General features: G+C 69.9%; 14 protein-coding genes and 1 pseudogene. 10 read left to right on the top strand and 5 right to left on the bottom strand.

Annotated elements, in window-relative coordinates:
- Positions 1-69 precede the first annotated feature (69 nt).
- From AB8A24_RS32840 to AB8A24_RS32830, 3 genes are all read left to right on the top strand, one after another.
- A complete protein-coding gene (locus tag AB8A24_RS32840; RefSeq protein ID WP_369478322.1) occupies positions 70-351 on the top strand; it encodes a hypothetical protein in 282 nt (93 codons plus the stop codon).
- Between the two features lie 504 nt (positions 352-855).
- A complete protein-coding gene (locus AB8A24_RS32835) occupies positions 856-1,635 on the top strand; it encodes a hypothetical protein (RefSeq protein ID WP_369478321.1) in 780 nt (259 codons plus the stop codon).
- Between the two features lie 341 nt (positions 1,636-1,976).
- Positions 1,977-2,141 (top strand): hypothetical protein, encoded by a 165-nt coding sequence (locus tag AB8A24_RS32830; RefSeq protein WP_369478320.1) that lies wholly within the window; start codon positions 1,977-1,979, stop codon positions 2,139-2,141.
- Positions 2,142-2,609: 468 nt separating this feature from the next.
- Here the strand turns inward: AB8A24_RS32830 and AB8A24_RS32825 are convergent, their stop codons facing one another.
- Positions 2,610-2,753 carry a hypothetical protein gene (locus tag AB8A24_RS32825; protein ID WP_369478319.1) on the bottom strand — a complete coding sequence of 48 codons (144 nt, stop codon included), beginning with the start codon at positions 2,751-2,753 and terminating at the stop codon, positions 2,610-2,612.
- A 63-nt stretch (positions 2,754-2,816) separates the two neighbouring features.
- Here AB8A24_RS32825 and AB8A24_RS32820 point away from each other — a divergent pair, with 63 nt between their 5' ends.
- On the top strand, positions 2,817-3,476 hold the full coding sequence (locus AB8A24_RS32820; RefSeq protein ID WP_369478318.1) for an HAD family hydrolase: 660 nt from the start codon (positions 2,817-2,819) through the stop codon (positions 3,474-3,476).
- Positions 3,477-3,537: 61 nt separating this feature from the next.
- Here AB8A24_RS32820 and AB8A24_RS32815 read toward each other — a convergent pair whose 3' ends face one another.
- Positions 3,538-4,041 carry a hypothetical protein gene (locus AB8A24_RS32815; protein ID WP_369478317.1) on the bottom strand — a complete coding sequence of 168 codons (504 nt, stop codon included), beginning with the start codon at positions 4,039-4,041 and terminating at the stop codon, positions 3,538-3,540.
- A 91-nt stretch (positions 4,042-4,132) separates the two neighbouring features.
- On the opposite strand from AB8A24_RS32815, the pseudogene AB8A24_RS32810 reads away from it, so the two are divergent.
- Positions 4,133-4,363, top strand: a pseudogene (locus AB8A24_RS32810) (transposase); the annotation flags it as partial.
- Positions 4,364-4,561: 198 nt separating this feature from the next.
- Here AB8A24_RS32810 and AB8A24_RS32805 read toward each other — a convergent pair.
- On the bottom strand, positions 4,562-4,996 hold the full coding sequence (locus tag AB8A24_RS32805; protein ID WP_369478316.1) for a DUF3592 domain-containing protein: 435 nt from the start codon (positions 4,994-4,996) through the stop codon (positions 4,562-4,564).
- A gap of 291 nt (positions 4,997-5,287) precedes the next feature.
- Here AB8A24_RS32805 and AB8A24_RS32800 point away from each other — a divergent pair, with 291 nt between their 5' ends.
- The 4 genes from AB8A24_RS32800 to AB8A24_RS32785 all read left to right on the top strand — a co-directional run bounded on the left by AB8A24_RS32800 (position 5,288) and on the right by AB8A24_RS32785 (position 9,000).
- Positions 5,288-6,859, top strand: a complete 1,572-nt coding sequence (locus AB8A24_RS32800) for an alpha/beta hydrolase (RefSeq protein ID WP_369478315.1) — start codon at positions 5,288-5,290, stop codon at positions 6,857-6,859.
- A gap of 180 nt (positions 6,860-7,039) precedes the next feature.
- On the top strand, positions 7,040-8,092 hold the full coding sequence (locus AB8A24_RS32795; RefSeq protein WP_369478314.1) for a ferritin-like protein: 1,053 nt from the start codon (positions 7,040-7,042) through the stop codon (positions 8,090-8,092).
- A 206-nt stretch (positions 8,093-8,298) separates the two neighbouring features.
- Complete coding sequence (locus tag AB8A24_RS32790) at positions 8,299-8,445, top strand: hypothetical protein (RefSeq protein ID WP_369478313.1); 147 nt, start codon at positions 8,299-8,301, stop codon at positions 8,443-8,445.
- A 270-nt stretch (positions 8,446-8,715) separates the two neighbouring features.
- Positions 8,716-9,000, top strand: coding sequence for a hypothetical protein (locus AB8A24_RS32785; protein ID WP_369478312.1), 285 nt, complete (start codon positions 8,716-8,718; stop codon positions 8,998-9,000).
- Positions 9,001-9,085: 85 nt separating this feature from the next.
- Here AB8A24_RS32785 and AB8A24_RS32780 read toward each other — a convergent pair whose 3' ends face one another.
- Positions 9,086-9,658, bottom strand: a complete 573-nt coding sequence (locus AB8A24_RS32780; RefSeq protein WP_369478311.1) for a snapalysin family zinc-dependent metalloprotease — start codon at positions 9,656-9,658, stop codon at positions 9,086-9,088.
- A gap of 1,767 nt (positions 9,659-11,425) precedes the next feature.
- On the bottom strand, positions 11,426-12,085 hold the full coding sequence (locus tag AB8A24_RS32775) for a hypothetical protein (protein ID WP_369478310.1): 660 nt from the start codon (positions 12,083-12,085) through the stop codon (positions 11,426-11,428).
- Positions 12,086-12,415: 330 nt separating this feature from the next.
- On the opposite strand from AB8A24_RS32775, the gene AB8A24_RS32770 reads away from it, so the two are divergent.
- Positions 12,416-12,651, top strand: a 236-nt coding sequence (locus tag AB8A24_RS32770) for a hypothetical protein (RefSeq protein WP_369478309.1), incomplete at its 3' end; no start/stop codon positions are given.

Genomic DNA, 12,651 nt, shown 5'->3' with positions numbered 1-12,651 from the left:
GCGATCACCGACCGCATCGACACCGCCGTGCGCGCACGCTGGCAGCCCAGAGTCCGCGACCGGCGCCGCATGGAAGCCGCCACCCGCAGCGACATCACGATGGAAACGAGGGCCCGGTTCGCCTACACCGTCCCGATCGGCACCACCGACGACGGCCGCATGCGCCGCCTCACCGTCCACCTCCCACCCGCCTACGCGCAGCGCCTCTTCGACGCCCAGCAGCAGAGCGCCCCGGACCCGGAACTCCGCGCGATCGTCGCCGAAGGCCTCCAGGAGATCTACATCAAGGACGGCGGCACCCGCGCCGACCAGCTCAAGGTCGAATTCACCAACATCGACGTCTCTTTCTGAAGAGACACACGACAGACCCGCCCCACGCTCGTCTCGTCAGCCCTGGGACAGGTCCATGCACCGGATGCAGCCTCCGACGCCACTCCATCACGGGTTCGGCGGTGCTCCTGTGCTCCGTGCACCAGGGTCGTACCGCTCACATACTCCTGCCCCGGGGCGGCGTACTGCGGCCGTGCCGGACGACCCCTACCGAACCGTCGACCGTGCCGCGCAGGCGAGCCAGCCACCACGTGTGGAGCCTGACCCGCGACGGCCTTCGGCGGTAGCCCCGCCGCGGGTCAGGCTCTGCCCACGGAGGGTGTCGGCGCAGTCTGCGAGTAGGTCCGGCGCAGCTTGTGCTGTGGGCGCTACGGCGGCTCGGCGTATGCGTCGGCCGGACGGCATCCGGGCCGGTCGGCGCCGGTGGCCGGATCGGCGGCCTTTCGTCGCCGGCGTGTGGCCGGATACGACTGGGCACCCGTGCCCCGCCCCTACTCCCGCCGATCGCCATGGAGGCGCACCCCGATGACCCCAGTCGGCATGACCAGCTTCGACGACGTCTACGCTCTCCCCGACCCCCGCGGGTACTTCACCGCCCTGGGCCCGTACGAGTACCAGACCCCAGGCCACGCCCGGCCGGTCTTCCGCGCGCTTGCCGCCGAACTCGGGCCGGGGCGGCGTACGGTCCTCGACGTGTGCTGCTCCTACGGGATCAACGCCGCCCTCCTCAACCACGACGTCACCCTCGACGAACTCTTCGCGCACTACACCTCGGCCCGTGCCGCCGAACTCACCACAGCCGAACTCGCCGACCGCGACCGTGACTTCTACGCGGTCCGCCGCCGCCCCGACGCCGTGCGGGCCATCGGCATCGACGTCTCGCGCCCCGCCCTGGACTACGCCGTGGCCGTCGGGCTGCTCGACGAGGGGCACTGCGTGGACCTTGAGCACACCGAGCCGGAGAAGCGGCTGCGCGGCTCGCTCGCCGGGACGGGCCTGATCACCGTCACCGGCGGCACCAGCTTCCTCACCGAACGCACCTTCACCCGGCTGTTCACCGCCATCGGCCACCCCGTGCCTGTGGCTGCCTTCGTCCTGCGCACCCACGACTACGGGGCGATCTCCGGCTGCCTGAAGTCGTACGGCCTCACCGTCGAGCGGGCCGCCACCACCCAGCCGCAGCGGCGCTTCACCGACCCCCGGGAGCAGGAGCGTGCGGTGGCCACCGTCACCGCGTTCGGAGAAGACCCGGCAGGGAAGGAGTCGGCGGGGTACTTCCATACCCGGCTGCACCTGGCCCGCTGAACACGCCCCTCCCCCACCACGGGCTGCCGTGCGGTGACCTCGGGGCGCGTATCCGGTTGGAGTCCTTGATCCATAGGCTCCCCCGGATCGCCGGGCTCGGGAGCCGGATTTTGCGTGTTCTCCTCTTGAAAGGCTGCTGTTCGTGACGACCCTGCGCACCGGGGCGCCCGCCGCCCTGGGCGTCCTCGAGGCGGCCCATCGCGGCCGCGATGTCCGGCCCACGCCGGGGACGCCAGGATCGCGTCGCGGACCAGGCCCTCCGGCATTGTGGACTTGAGGAGGTCGGCCCACCGGTCGGCGCCCACCGCCTTGATGCGCGCCGTGTTCACGGTGACGGCCTGATGGACCCCGGCGGTCATCCGGCCTATCTCCGGCAGGAACACCCCGAGGTCGACACCGGCCTGCTGCAGACCGCCGAGCCGGCCAGCCATCTGCCGCCAGTCCGCGTCCTGCATCAGCACGGCCAGGATGTCGTCACCGAGGTGGCCGCGCAGCTGCTCCGCTGACCAGCCCGGCACCATCGCCCCGCCGTGCATTGGGCTCAGGAGCAAGGCGCCGGCCCGGAGCCCGGGCCTATGGCCATGCGGCTCATGACGCGAATGGCGGTGTCCCGCCCCTCGTCGCAGGGGCGGGACACGGCTGTTTGCGGTCCTCTCATCCTTGAAGTAGTCGTCGTCGCCTGGTCTCTTCGTCAGGGTTCCCGACGCAGCCAACGCCCGGGCGGCACGGGAGCTGTCTTCTCGGGAAACCGACGCCCTACCTGATCAACGGGGCGCGGCCGTCGGCCCGACACGAGGTCAGGTCGGCGGCCTCCCGCAGCAACACAGCCACCTCGGCGGCGGCTTTCGCCTGTACCCGGAACTCCTGCGCGCGATGCCAGGCGGCACCGCCTCCACGAGCGCGATCAGCAGCGTGAGCACGACCGCGGCGCGGGCGCGGCCCTCCAGACAGCGGGCGCGGGGAGCACGGGCGGCCTACTCGAAAGCATCAGCCGCCGCCAGGACTCGCTCGCGGACCAGGGCCGGGGAGTGGGCGGCGGCGACGGCCAGGAGGCCGCCGAGGACGGCGACATCACCGGCACCCTCCGCTTGTCCGGCCCCCGCTTCGAACGCGGACACCTTGTCGAACGCCCCGAGATCACCGCTGGCCCGTTACTGGGACGGCCCACCTATCCTGCGGGGATGATCCATCCAATTGAGCTCGTCATATTCGACTGCGACGGCGTGCTGGTCGACAGTGAACGCATCGCGGTGCGCGTGGATGCACTCGTCCTGGCCAAGTTGGGATGGAGCCTCACCGAAGCCGAGATCGTCGACCGATTCATGGGCCGCTCGAGCCATTCGATGACGCAGCAGATAGAGGACCACCTCGGGCACAGCCTGCCGGCCGACTGGGAGGAAGAGTTCAAGCCCCTCTACCGCGATGCGCTCGCCGCTGAACTCACCCCCGTCGACGGCATCGTCGGCGCCCTCGACGCCCTCGACGCGCTCAACCTCCCCACCTGCGTGGCATCCAGCGGGAGCCACGACAAGATGCGTTTCACGCTGGGGATCACCGGTCTCTACCCACGCTTCGAAGGACGCATCTTCAGCGCCACCGAGGTCAAGCACGGCAAACCGGCCCCGGATCTGTTCCTCCACGCCGCGCGACAGATGGGGATCGCGCCTGAGGCATGCGCCGTGGTCGAGGACAGCCAATACGGCCTCCAAGCAGCCCGAGCCGCGGGCATGCGAGCATTCGCCTACGCCGGGGGAATGACTCCAGCGGACCGACTCGAAGGCACCGGCACCGTCGTCTTCGACGACATGCGCAAACTGCCCGGCCTCCTCGCGGATCAGTGACCACCACCTGGCCACTCAACGCCGTCATCCGCAGGAATCGGCAATTCCTTCCGGTTCCCCGCTACGCCTTCAGAGTGCGGCGGACCCACCATGCCGGGGACGCCAGGATCGCGTCGCGGACCAGGCCCTCCGGCATCGACGTGCGCAGGAGGTCGGCCCACCGGTCGGTGCCCTCGGCCTTGATGCGCACCGTGTTCGCGGTGACGGCCTGATGGACCTCGGCGGTCATGCGGCCCATCTGCGGCAGGAACACCCCCAGGTCGACACCGGCCTGCTGGAGGCCGACGAGCCGGCGGGCCATCTGCGGCCGGTCCGCGCCCCGCACCAGCACCGCCAGCACGTCATCGCCGAGGTGACCGCGCAGCTGGTCGGCCGACCAGCTCGGGGCCATCTTCTCCACGTCCTCGCCGAGTTCCTCCTCCCGGCCGGTGAGGCGTTTCTGGGTGGCGCGACGGACCGCGTCGGAGATGGTCATCACCAGGCGGTAGGCCATCTCCGCGGTCTGCGCCGCCTCCCCGAGCGCTTCGGCGAACGGCTCGGGCAGCGGCGGGTATCCGGACGTCATCAGCAAGGACTACCTGGGGGTGGAGGTCAGCGGGTGCGGGCGGGACCCGGCCGGTCCGGCGGACCGGGCCCCGGGACGCGGGCGGGCCGAGTACCGCCGCCAGCTGTGGAGGCGTGGGATCAAGCCGCTCATCGCGCGTCGCGGCGTCGCCCACGGCTCCGGCCTGGGCAAGACCCGCTGGGTGGCCGAACGGACCTTCGCCTGGCTCCACCAGTTCAAGCGCCTGCGCATCCGCTACGAGATACACGATGGCCTCCACCAAGACCTGCTCCAACTCGCCTGCAGCATCATCTGCTTGAGGTGGCTCAGAACGTCATTCTGAAACGATCAGTTAGAAGAGTCAGAGGAACCATTCGGGCTGATCTGACAGTTCTCCACCACATCGTGCGGCTCGGCGCATTTGCGCATTAGGGACTGTAAACGAGCTCTGTTAGCTGGTCTTGAGCCGTAGAGATGCTTCTGCATGACTCCAGGTGTACGGACCCGGGTGTTTCGCGAACGTTTCGCACGTCAAGGCCCCTTACGACAGGCCCCCTAGGGCGAATCCCAGCCCCATCGCGACGAACAACGCGCCCAGTGCGCTGAACAGCCACCAGAAGGCGTTGCCCTCGGCCGGGAGGGTCCAGCGTGACGGGTCTGCCTGGTCGTATCGGACCTCGACGCGGGCACCGACGGGAAGGGTCCTGTCCTTGGGTCGAGCGATGTTCGTCCTGGTTTCCATTGCGCGGCCGTCGCCCGTACTCCAAGTGATGACCGGGTAGTACACGGTGGTTCCCACACTCCGGCTGGTGCTGCCGGCATCCGAGGCCGGCGCGATCCGGGTCTCCTCAAGACGGGTCACCACGCCCCGCGCAGTACTGCCCTCCCTCAGCAGCAACCGGACGCGTCGGATCTTGAGGGAGGCGACGACGCCGATGACCGACCCCGCGGCGGTGAAGACCGATGCGAAGAGCAAGAGGATATGGGAAGCAGACACAGGGTCGTCTCGATTCTGGAGCCGAAGAACTCCTGACAGCATGCCAGTGCGGCGATCTCCCCTTTACGGCAGGCCCGTGGCCGGGACGGCCCGCGCAGCCCCGCCGACGGTCTCCTCCCGGAGGAGGAGGCCGGACCGGGCCGCAGGTCCCGGACCAGGCGGGGGGCGGGACCTGGGTCCTCGTGCCCTTGGGCGATGTGCCGTACCGGGGCGGGTTCCTAGCCTCGGGGCATGCGATCACACGAAGCGGACGATGCTCAAGGAGACCCCGTGACCACTGTCAGCCCCGCCGCACGCCGCGCCTTGGCCGTAGGCCTCACCCTCGCCGCCTGCCTCACGTCTTGCCCCGTCCTGGCCACGGCCGCCGAGACCCCCGCCCAGGACAGCTCCGGGGCCGGACTGGACCGGTACTACCGCCAGCACCTCGGTTGGGGCAGCTGCATCAAGGGCCCCGACGACACCACGGGCCGCGATCTGGACCAGGCAGGCGTGCAGTGCGCGGACGTGACCGTGCCCCTGGACTACGCCGCCCCCCGGGGGCGCACGATCACCGTGGCGATCTCCCGGCTCAAGGCCACCGACACCCGCCACCGCATCGGAGCGATCCTCCTCAACAACGGCGGTCCGGGCGGTCCCGCGCTCCAGTCCCCGCCGCAGGCCCGCGCGTCGATGAAGGAGGTCGGGGCGCGCTACGACATCGTCGGCTTCGACCCGCGCTTCATCGGGCGCAGCACCGCGCTGGACTGCGGCTTGCCCGTCGGCATGACCTGGCTGTCCGCCGGCACCGGCCGGGCGGGCTTCGACCGCCAGGTCGCCCTTCAGAAGAGCCTGGCCGACAAGTGCCGGGCCACCGACGCCGCGGTGCTCCCGCACGTCACCACCCGCAACACGGCCCGCGACATGGACGTCATCCGCGGCACGCTAGGCGAGCGGAAAATCTCCTTCCTGGGCTACTCGTACGGCACCTACCTGGGCACGGTCTACACGCAGATGTTCCCCGGCCGCCACGACCGGATGGTGCTGGACGGCGCGATCAACCCGAGCGACTACCGCCCCCGGCTGCTGAAGGGCACCGAGCGTGAGAACGAGAAGGCGCTGTCCGACTGGGCCGCCTGGGCCGCGGAGCACCACGACACCTACGGCCTCGGCCGCAGCCGCGCCGAGGTGCTCGCCGCCGTCGACCGCATCGTCGCGGCGGCCACGCGCGCTCCGCTGACCATCGGCGCCGGCGCCGATGCCTTCCGGATCGACGACAGCCAGGTGCCGCTCCTCCTCTTCTCGGGCATCGCGGACGACACCGCCCCGGCGCGGGCGTCGTTCGGAGAGCTGCTTTCCGTACTGGCCAAAGCCGCGGAGGGCCGGCCGACGACGGTGCCGCCGATGCTCGTCCCGGAGCTCCGGTACGTGCTGCGCGGTGAGGGCGAGCCCACCGGCGTGCAGTCCGCCGTCATCTGCGGGGACGTGGCCGCCGCGCGCGATCCCGAGCTCTACTGGCGGGACATCGAGCGCAACCGCATCGCGCACCCTCTGTTCGGCGCTCTGACCAACAACATCAACCCGTGCGCCTTCTGGGACTCACCGCGCGAAGAGCCCACCCGGGTGCGGCGCGATGCCCCTGCACTGATCGTCGCCGCCACCGGTGACCCGCGTACGACGTACAAGGGAAGCGTCGAGCTGCACAAGCAGCTGCCGAGCTCCAGGCTGGTCACCCTCGAGGGCGCCAACCGGCACGCCCTCTACGGGCACTACGGCAACGCGTGCGTGGACGACCAGGTCAACCGGTACCTGGCCACCGGCAAGCTGCCGGCGAGGGACCGGACCTGCGTCAAGCAGGCGGGGTAGCGGCCCGCGTGCCGCCTCCACCGCCTCCTCGAGTGCGATCAGGAGCCTCAGCACGACCGCGGCGCCCCCCGCCTGCCCCGATGGGGTGAACCGTCCGGGGGCTCGCCCGCACCTCGCTCACCCGGCCTGCCGGACGGATAGCGTTTCATCCTGTCTGTACACATATGAGGCAGGTGGGGCATGACCCAGGTCCTTGAGTACGAGAGCAACGCCATCGTCGAGCTGCTGGGAGTTCTCCCGGCGGACCGCGACGCGGAGTGGCTGAAGAACTCCCTTCAGCAGGCGATCATGGTGGAAATCGCGACGATCGGTCCGTACGCGAGCGCCCTGTGGTCGATCAAGGAATCGAACGCGGCGGTAGCCAAGAGCATCCGGGAGATCATCTTCGACGAGATGACCCATATGGGACTGGTTTGCAACATGCTCACCACCATCGGAGGGGCGCCGGTCCTCGCCGATCCCAAGGTGGTGCCGAAGTACGAGCGCGCGCTGCCGGGGGGCGTGCGGCCTGAACTCATCGTCTTCCTGGAGGGGCTGACCAAGGACTCGGTCGAGATGTTCTCCGAGATCGAGCGCCCGGATCACCCGGTGGCCCAGTTCGGGACCTTCGCCACCATCGGGGCCTTCTATACCGCGATCGAAGAGGTATTCGAGGCACACCAGCACCTGATCAACGGCGACCGGCAGATCGACTTCTCCCTTGAGAGCCACGGCCAGGGCAACAAGATCGTTCCGCTCGACAGCATCGAGAAGGTGCGAGCCGCGATCAAGATTATCAAGGAGCAGGGCGAGGGCACCTCCGCCTCACCTGAGAACCCCTTTCCCGGCAAGCCCGGCGAGCTGGCGCACTTCTATGTGTTCCGGGAGATGTTCCGCGGCAAGAAACTGATCAAGATGTCGGAGGATCCGCCCGTCTGGGACTTCAAGGGCGACGATGTGCCGCTGCCCCAGGCCTTCCCCATGGGGCGGGTGCCCGAGGGCGGTTGGGCCAACGGCGGGCCGAACGCGCCCGCGCCCGAGGTTCAGCAGGTGCTCGCAGCGTTCAACAGACATTTCAGCGACATGCTGCGGGCGCTGCAGGCAGCCTGGCTGACGGGTGACTCGGACATGCTGTTCCCTGCGATCGGCCACATGGGCGGGATGCGCACCGAGGCGCGGAAGCTCGCTCAACTGGAGCTGCCCGACGGCAGCGGGAAGACCTACGGGCCGGAGTTCCTGTACGTCGAGGAGTGAGAGCCTGCTGCCTGCTGCCTGCTGGCAGCGATCCCTCTCCGACAGCCCGTTCTGGGCCAGTTCGGCCTTGCGGACCTCTGAGAGGGCAGTTCCGTCGACGAGCCGCCGGCCGCCTTCGAGCGCGCGATCGGCCTCCTCCACGACGACGCCTGCCCCCCCAAGGCACGCACCCCGACCTCCCGAGCGACACCACCCAGGCTCTGTGGGTGGGCGTGCATCTGGCGAGCGCCGGCGGCAGGGCGGCCTACGAGAAGTGGCCCGAGCCCTGGGCCCAGCCCCTCCACACCGCCCTGTGCTCGGCCTTCGTCGCGGCGACGGCCCGCGACTCCCTGACACGCATGAGGACCAGCTGAAGACATATGAACCACGGGGCCGCCCATGAGGACCGAAGGACGCGGCCCGGAACCTTGATCGGCGTCGGGCGGTACGTCGACCGCCTACGGACGCCGCGGGATGGCGGCGGTCAGGTCATGCCCGCCGGAAGGCGAGGACCGCGAGCACCCGCCGGCGGCTTCGGAAGACGGCCGCGCAGCGCGCCGGCCGGATCCGGCGCCGTCGACCACGCACCGGTCGACCTACGAGGGCGCCGGATCCGCCGCCCGCACGAGGAGGACCTCCGGGCCGTGTACGCGTGCGGATGGCGCGGCCCGGCTCAGTACGGCCTGGCCCGGGACATGATCGGCGACCGGCCCCTGTACGAGGCGGACGTCGACCTCGCCGGACCGCTCGCGGACAGGACCGCGCACTCGTCCGTCGTCCGCGAAGCGGCGGCCGTGCCGCTGCCCGAACTGCTGGCCGTGCTCCTGGCCGAGGTGCCAAGCAGACTGTCGCTCTCCCCGACCTGCTGCATGCGAGCGGCCGGCAGCGGCCACCGGCGCGAGCCGACCAGAAGACCCGCCTCCCGATGAATCCGCAGCGGTGGACCGGCACGGCCGCCCTCCGGGAATCCCTTCCCGGCCAGGCCCCGCACCGGCCCACCCACCGACCCGCCGGTCAGGGGGCGTCGATGAGTACCCGGCCGTCGGTCGGCACGGTCGCCGCGAGCCCGTTCGCGTACGCGTTCTGCACTCGGGACCGCTCCGTCGCGTTGGGCACGGCGTTGGTGCAGGCCGTCCCGGCACTGGACCCGGACATCAGCTGGGAGCACGGCCCCGGCTTCGTGTCCGGCAGGCCCAGACTGTGGCCCAGCTCGTGCGCAGCGATGCGCGTCTTGTCGTACCCCTGGCTCACGGCCTGCGCGCCGAGTTCCACTCGGACCTGTCGTCCCGGACGGACCGGACCGAGGGTGGCTTGCGGCCAGCCGGTGGTGGCCACGATGACGATCTCGGCCCGGGCTCCGGGCGCGGCCTCCACCAGCCGTACGTTACTGACGTTCGCGTTCCAGGAAGCTACCCCCGCCGCGATGGCCGCTTCCCAACCACCGGCCCGACTGTCGTCGTAACGGAGTGTCACTACTGCTGCGGTGGCGTCCGGTAGGGGCGCGGGTGCCGCGGTCGCGGCGGTTGCCCCCGCGAGGACCAGCGCGGCGGCGGAGGTGCCGACTTTCAGCCAGGTGCCCAGAGACATGGTCGTCTTCCTTCATGTGGGGGGACACGACTCCTCGGCGGAGCCGGGGCACTGGGAACGCCGCCACTGCCCGCCTGTGGCACGCGAGTTCGGGACAGCCGCCGCTCCAGATCTCCAAGAAGGTAGTCCCGCACCCCACAAATCCGTCATGCACCTGCCAGCCAATTCCTGTAGGTACTCCAGCCGATGCCCGGTCAGTGGGCGGTATCACCCAGGGCTCGCGCGGTCAGGCATCCAGCCAGGTCGCGGTCACCGCGCGGTCGAAACGGCAGAAGGCCCGCACGGCCGGATCACCCGGATCTTCAAGCTGCTCGAGGACGGCTCCGGCGACCCGTACACGGTGCCGTCGGGCAGCCCAAAGGGCGGATCACGTGACGCGATGTTCTACCGATCCTCCGAGCGCGTACCGGGGCGCGGGAAGATGCCGGAGTCCGGGTGGGCGGAGGGTTGGATGCTGCCGACCGGGGCGGTGTCGGCGACGTGTGACGGCTGCCGGTCCTGCCCGCGGTCGACAGCGCCACGGGGGCTGGGAGCAGCCCGTCCGGAGGCGGCTCCCCGCACTTGCCATTGCACCCCTCGGCCGGGTGAGACAAGGCGTTGACGCGCGGGGGCGGGGTGAGCCCCACCCGGACGGAGCGTCGCCCCCGGCTCGTGGGGCGACGCTCCGCAGACGGTCCAGGCCTTGGTTCCCCGCTGATGGTCGGCGTGAGAATGTCGTGCTCGCTCGTGTCGCATCAGTGCGTCACGGCCTGTCAGTGTCAACTACCAGGCCGCTGGGGCTACACCGCTTACAACCAGCCGACGAATCTCCGCCGGCACTCCCCCAGGGGGCATCAGGAGCGCCTCGGATCGTGCCGGGGGGCGGGCGGGTGACCCGGCCGACACCACGGCGGCGTCACCGCGCCCAGCCGCTGCCCGGGGTCGAGCATGGGCCCGTATCCCCGCTCACCGCGCCCGTCAGGAGCCCCACCGTGCTGGAACGCGCGCTGCGCAAGAACTCCGTCAAGGTCACCTTCGTCCTGCCCGCCGACACTCCCCCGGGCGAAGTCAGCGTGGTCGGGGACTTCAACGACTGGCGCCCCGGCGTTCATCCCGTCACCCCGCGCAAGGACGGCAACCGGGCCGTCACCGTGGAAACCAGCCGCAGACGGGCAGGGCAAAATCATGGAAGACCCGGGCAACAGCGCGACGGCACCTGCCCGTCAGGCAGGACAACGCCCCGGGACACGGGGGCGTCCCGGGGCCAGTCGCGGCACCGCAAGGGGGGAGCGGTTGTGCATCTGACGCGACGATATGGATAAACGATTCAGCAGCTTCCCGGTTACGGCCACGCCGCGCCATCACCACTGCCGCCCGTACGACTTCTCTGTACCTCGGCACGGCGGTCATGGGGACGTCCAGGGGCAGCAGCCGTACGAAGCGCAGCGGATGTCTCCACGCATCTCGGTCGATGGCGGCGTCCGCGCCGGCTTCCGCCACCAGCTCGAAGAACCAGCATCAGGTCGAGGGATTCGCGGCTGCCCCGGTGACCGTGGATCGTACGCCCATCCAGGATGGTCGGGGCCGGCCTGGGTGGGTGGTCGGCGAGAGAGCGGGCGGCGTTCGGTTTCAGGGGCGCGGTGCGGCCGACGGCGCGAAGCCTGCCGTTTTGGTCGTAGCGCCTCGCCGAAGAGCCGAGACGAGCGGCCGTGGCCGCCGGAGGCCGGCCAGGCCGGCGTCATCCGAGCGGGGCGCGCCTTGGAACCAAATGCCTGGCGTCCAGTGTGCCTAGTCTGTGAGGAAGGCGCCTTCGCTGCAGGCGCGGCAGACGAAGACGTAGCCCAGCTGGCCGCCGAGGTTCATCGCGGTCTGCGAGGAGACCCCTTCCTCCAGATGCGCCGCGAATTCCATCGTGCCGACGCAGAAGGGGCATGCGGGCAGGCGGTCGTCCTCGAGGTAGGAGGGGCTGCCTGCGAGCGACCCGAGGACTTCGCGTTGCTTCCCGAATCGTTCTTCGGGTTCCCGCTTCCATCCCGATCGGGCAAGGTCGTATGCGTCAGACACGAGTTCGTCGTCATCGTGGTCGTCGGTGTCTTCGGGGTCGAGCGTCACGACGTGGGTACGGATGGCTGAAGTGGCGGGCAGCAGCGTCAGTCCCGTCTCGGGCACAGCCACCGGCTGCAGTCCCTCCCGGGGAAACAGGTAGACCCGGTTCGCGCCGGAACTCGCGTCCCAGAACTCACATGCGCCCGGGTCGTTCTGGCACACGAACACCGACAAAACGCCGTACTCGACAGGAAGATGAGCGAAGAACTGCAGCGGCCCTCCACAGCCGGAGCCGCACATGGGCCACGTGAATCCCGAAGGAGCCAGCGGCACACCCCCGGTACGCGGGACGTCGGAGTCGGATGGCGCGGTGCCGTCATAGATCATCAGAGTGGTCTCCATGGCGACAGGCTAAAGGCGGCCTATGACATGACCGGGTCCCCTCATCGCAGCCCCGTCGGGGCCCTGCTGCTGCGCTTGTATCTGACAGCACGAGCAGCCTGCGACGCAGGAGCCCTCCCCTGGGCCGCCGGGCAAAGAGCTGACGTGCCGACCTGCGAAAACACGGGTTTTCGGATCATCCTCCACGGCTACCCGTTCGAATGAACGTACCGCGCAGAAACCGTTGTCCACCCAACGAGTGGTGATCCACTTGCCGTGCGCTCGAGCCCGAGTTGGAACACCTCACGGGCGTCCGCGTACCGCACACCGAAGCAAGAACGGATTCCCCTCATGGCAATCGCCTTCCGCAAGACGCTCGCCCTCGCCACACTGGCGCTGACGGCCTCCCTCCTGCCGGCCGCCGGAGCACAGGCCGCGACCGTCTCCGCGCCGGCCGTGCGCACTCCCAGCCTCTACTGCCTCGCCAACGCCTGGGAAACCCCGAACGTGTCCACGAAGCCGTGCGCCCCCGCCGACCGCGGCCAGCACTGGACCATCTCGGGCCAGCAGATCTCCCTCACCAACGC

It is taken from the genome of Streptomyces sp. BF23-19, from assembly GCF_041106355.1.
GTDB classification, from domain to species: Bacteria; Actinomycetota; Actinomycetes; order Streptomycetales; family Streptomycetaceae; genus Streptomyces; species Streptomyces virginiae_A.
This window is presented reverse-complemented; position numbering and strand designations above follow the sequence as displayed.

Excerpts from the sequence above, each read along its gene's own strand:
- AB8A24_RS32780 (WP_369478311.1), bottom strand. The coding sequence starts at position 9,658 with ATGTCTCTGGGCACCTGGCTGAAAGTCGGCACCTCCGCCGCCGCGCTG.
- AB8A24_RS32820 (WP_369478318.1), top strand. The coding sequence starts at position 2,817 with ATGATCCATCCAATTGAGCTCGTCATATTCGACTGCGACGGCGTGCTG.
- AB8A24_RS32815 (WP_369478317.1), bottom strand. The coding sequence starts at position 4,041 with ATGACGTCCGGATACCCGCCGCTGCCCGAGCCGTTCGCCGAAGCGCTC.
- AB8A24_RS32775 (WP_369478310.1), bottom strand. The coding sequence starts at position 12,085 with ATGGAGACCACTCTGATGATCTATGACGGCACCGCGCCATCCGACTCC.
- AB8A24_RS32830 (WP_369478320.1), top strand. The coding sequence starts at position 1,977 with ATGGACCCCGGCGGTCATCCGGCCTATCTCCGGCAGGAACACCCCGAG.
- AB8A24_RS32795 (WP_369478314.1), top strand. The coding sequence starts at position 7,040 with ATGACCCAGGTCCTTGAGTACGAGAGCAACGCCATCGTCGAGCTGCTG.
- AB8A24_RS32840 (WP_369478322.1), top strand. The coding sequence starts at position 70 with ATGGAAGCCGCCACCCGCAGCGACATCACGATGGAAACGAGGGCCCGG.
- AB8A24_RS32835 (WP_369478321.1), top strand. The coding sequence starts at position 856 with ATGACCCCAGTCGGCATGACCAGCTTCGACGACGTCTACGCTCTCCCC.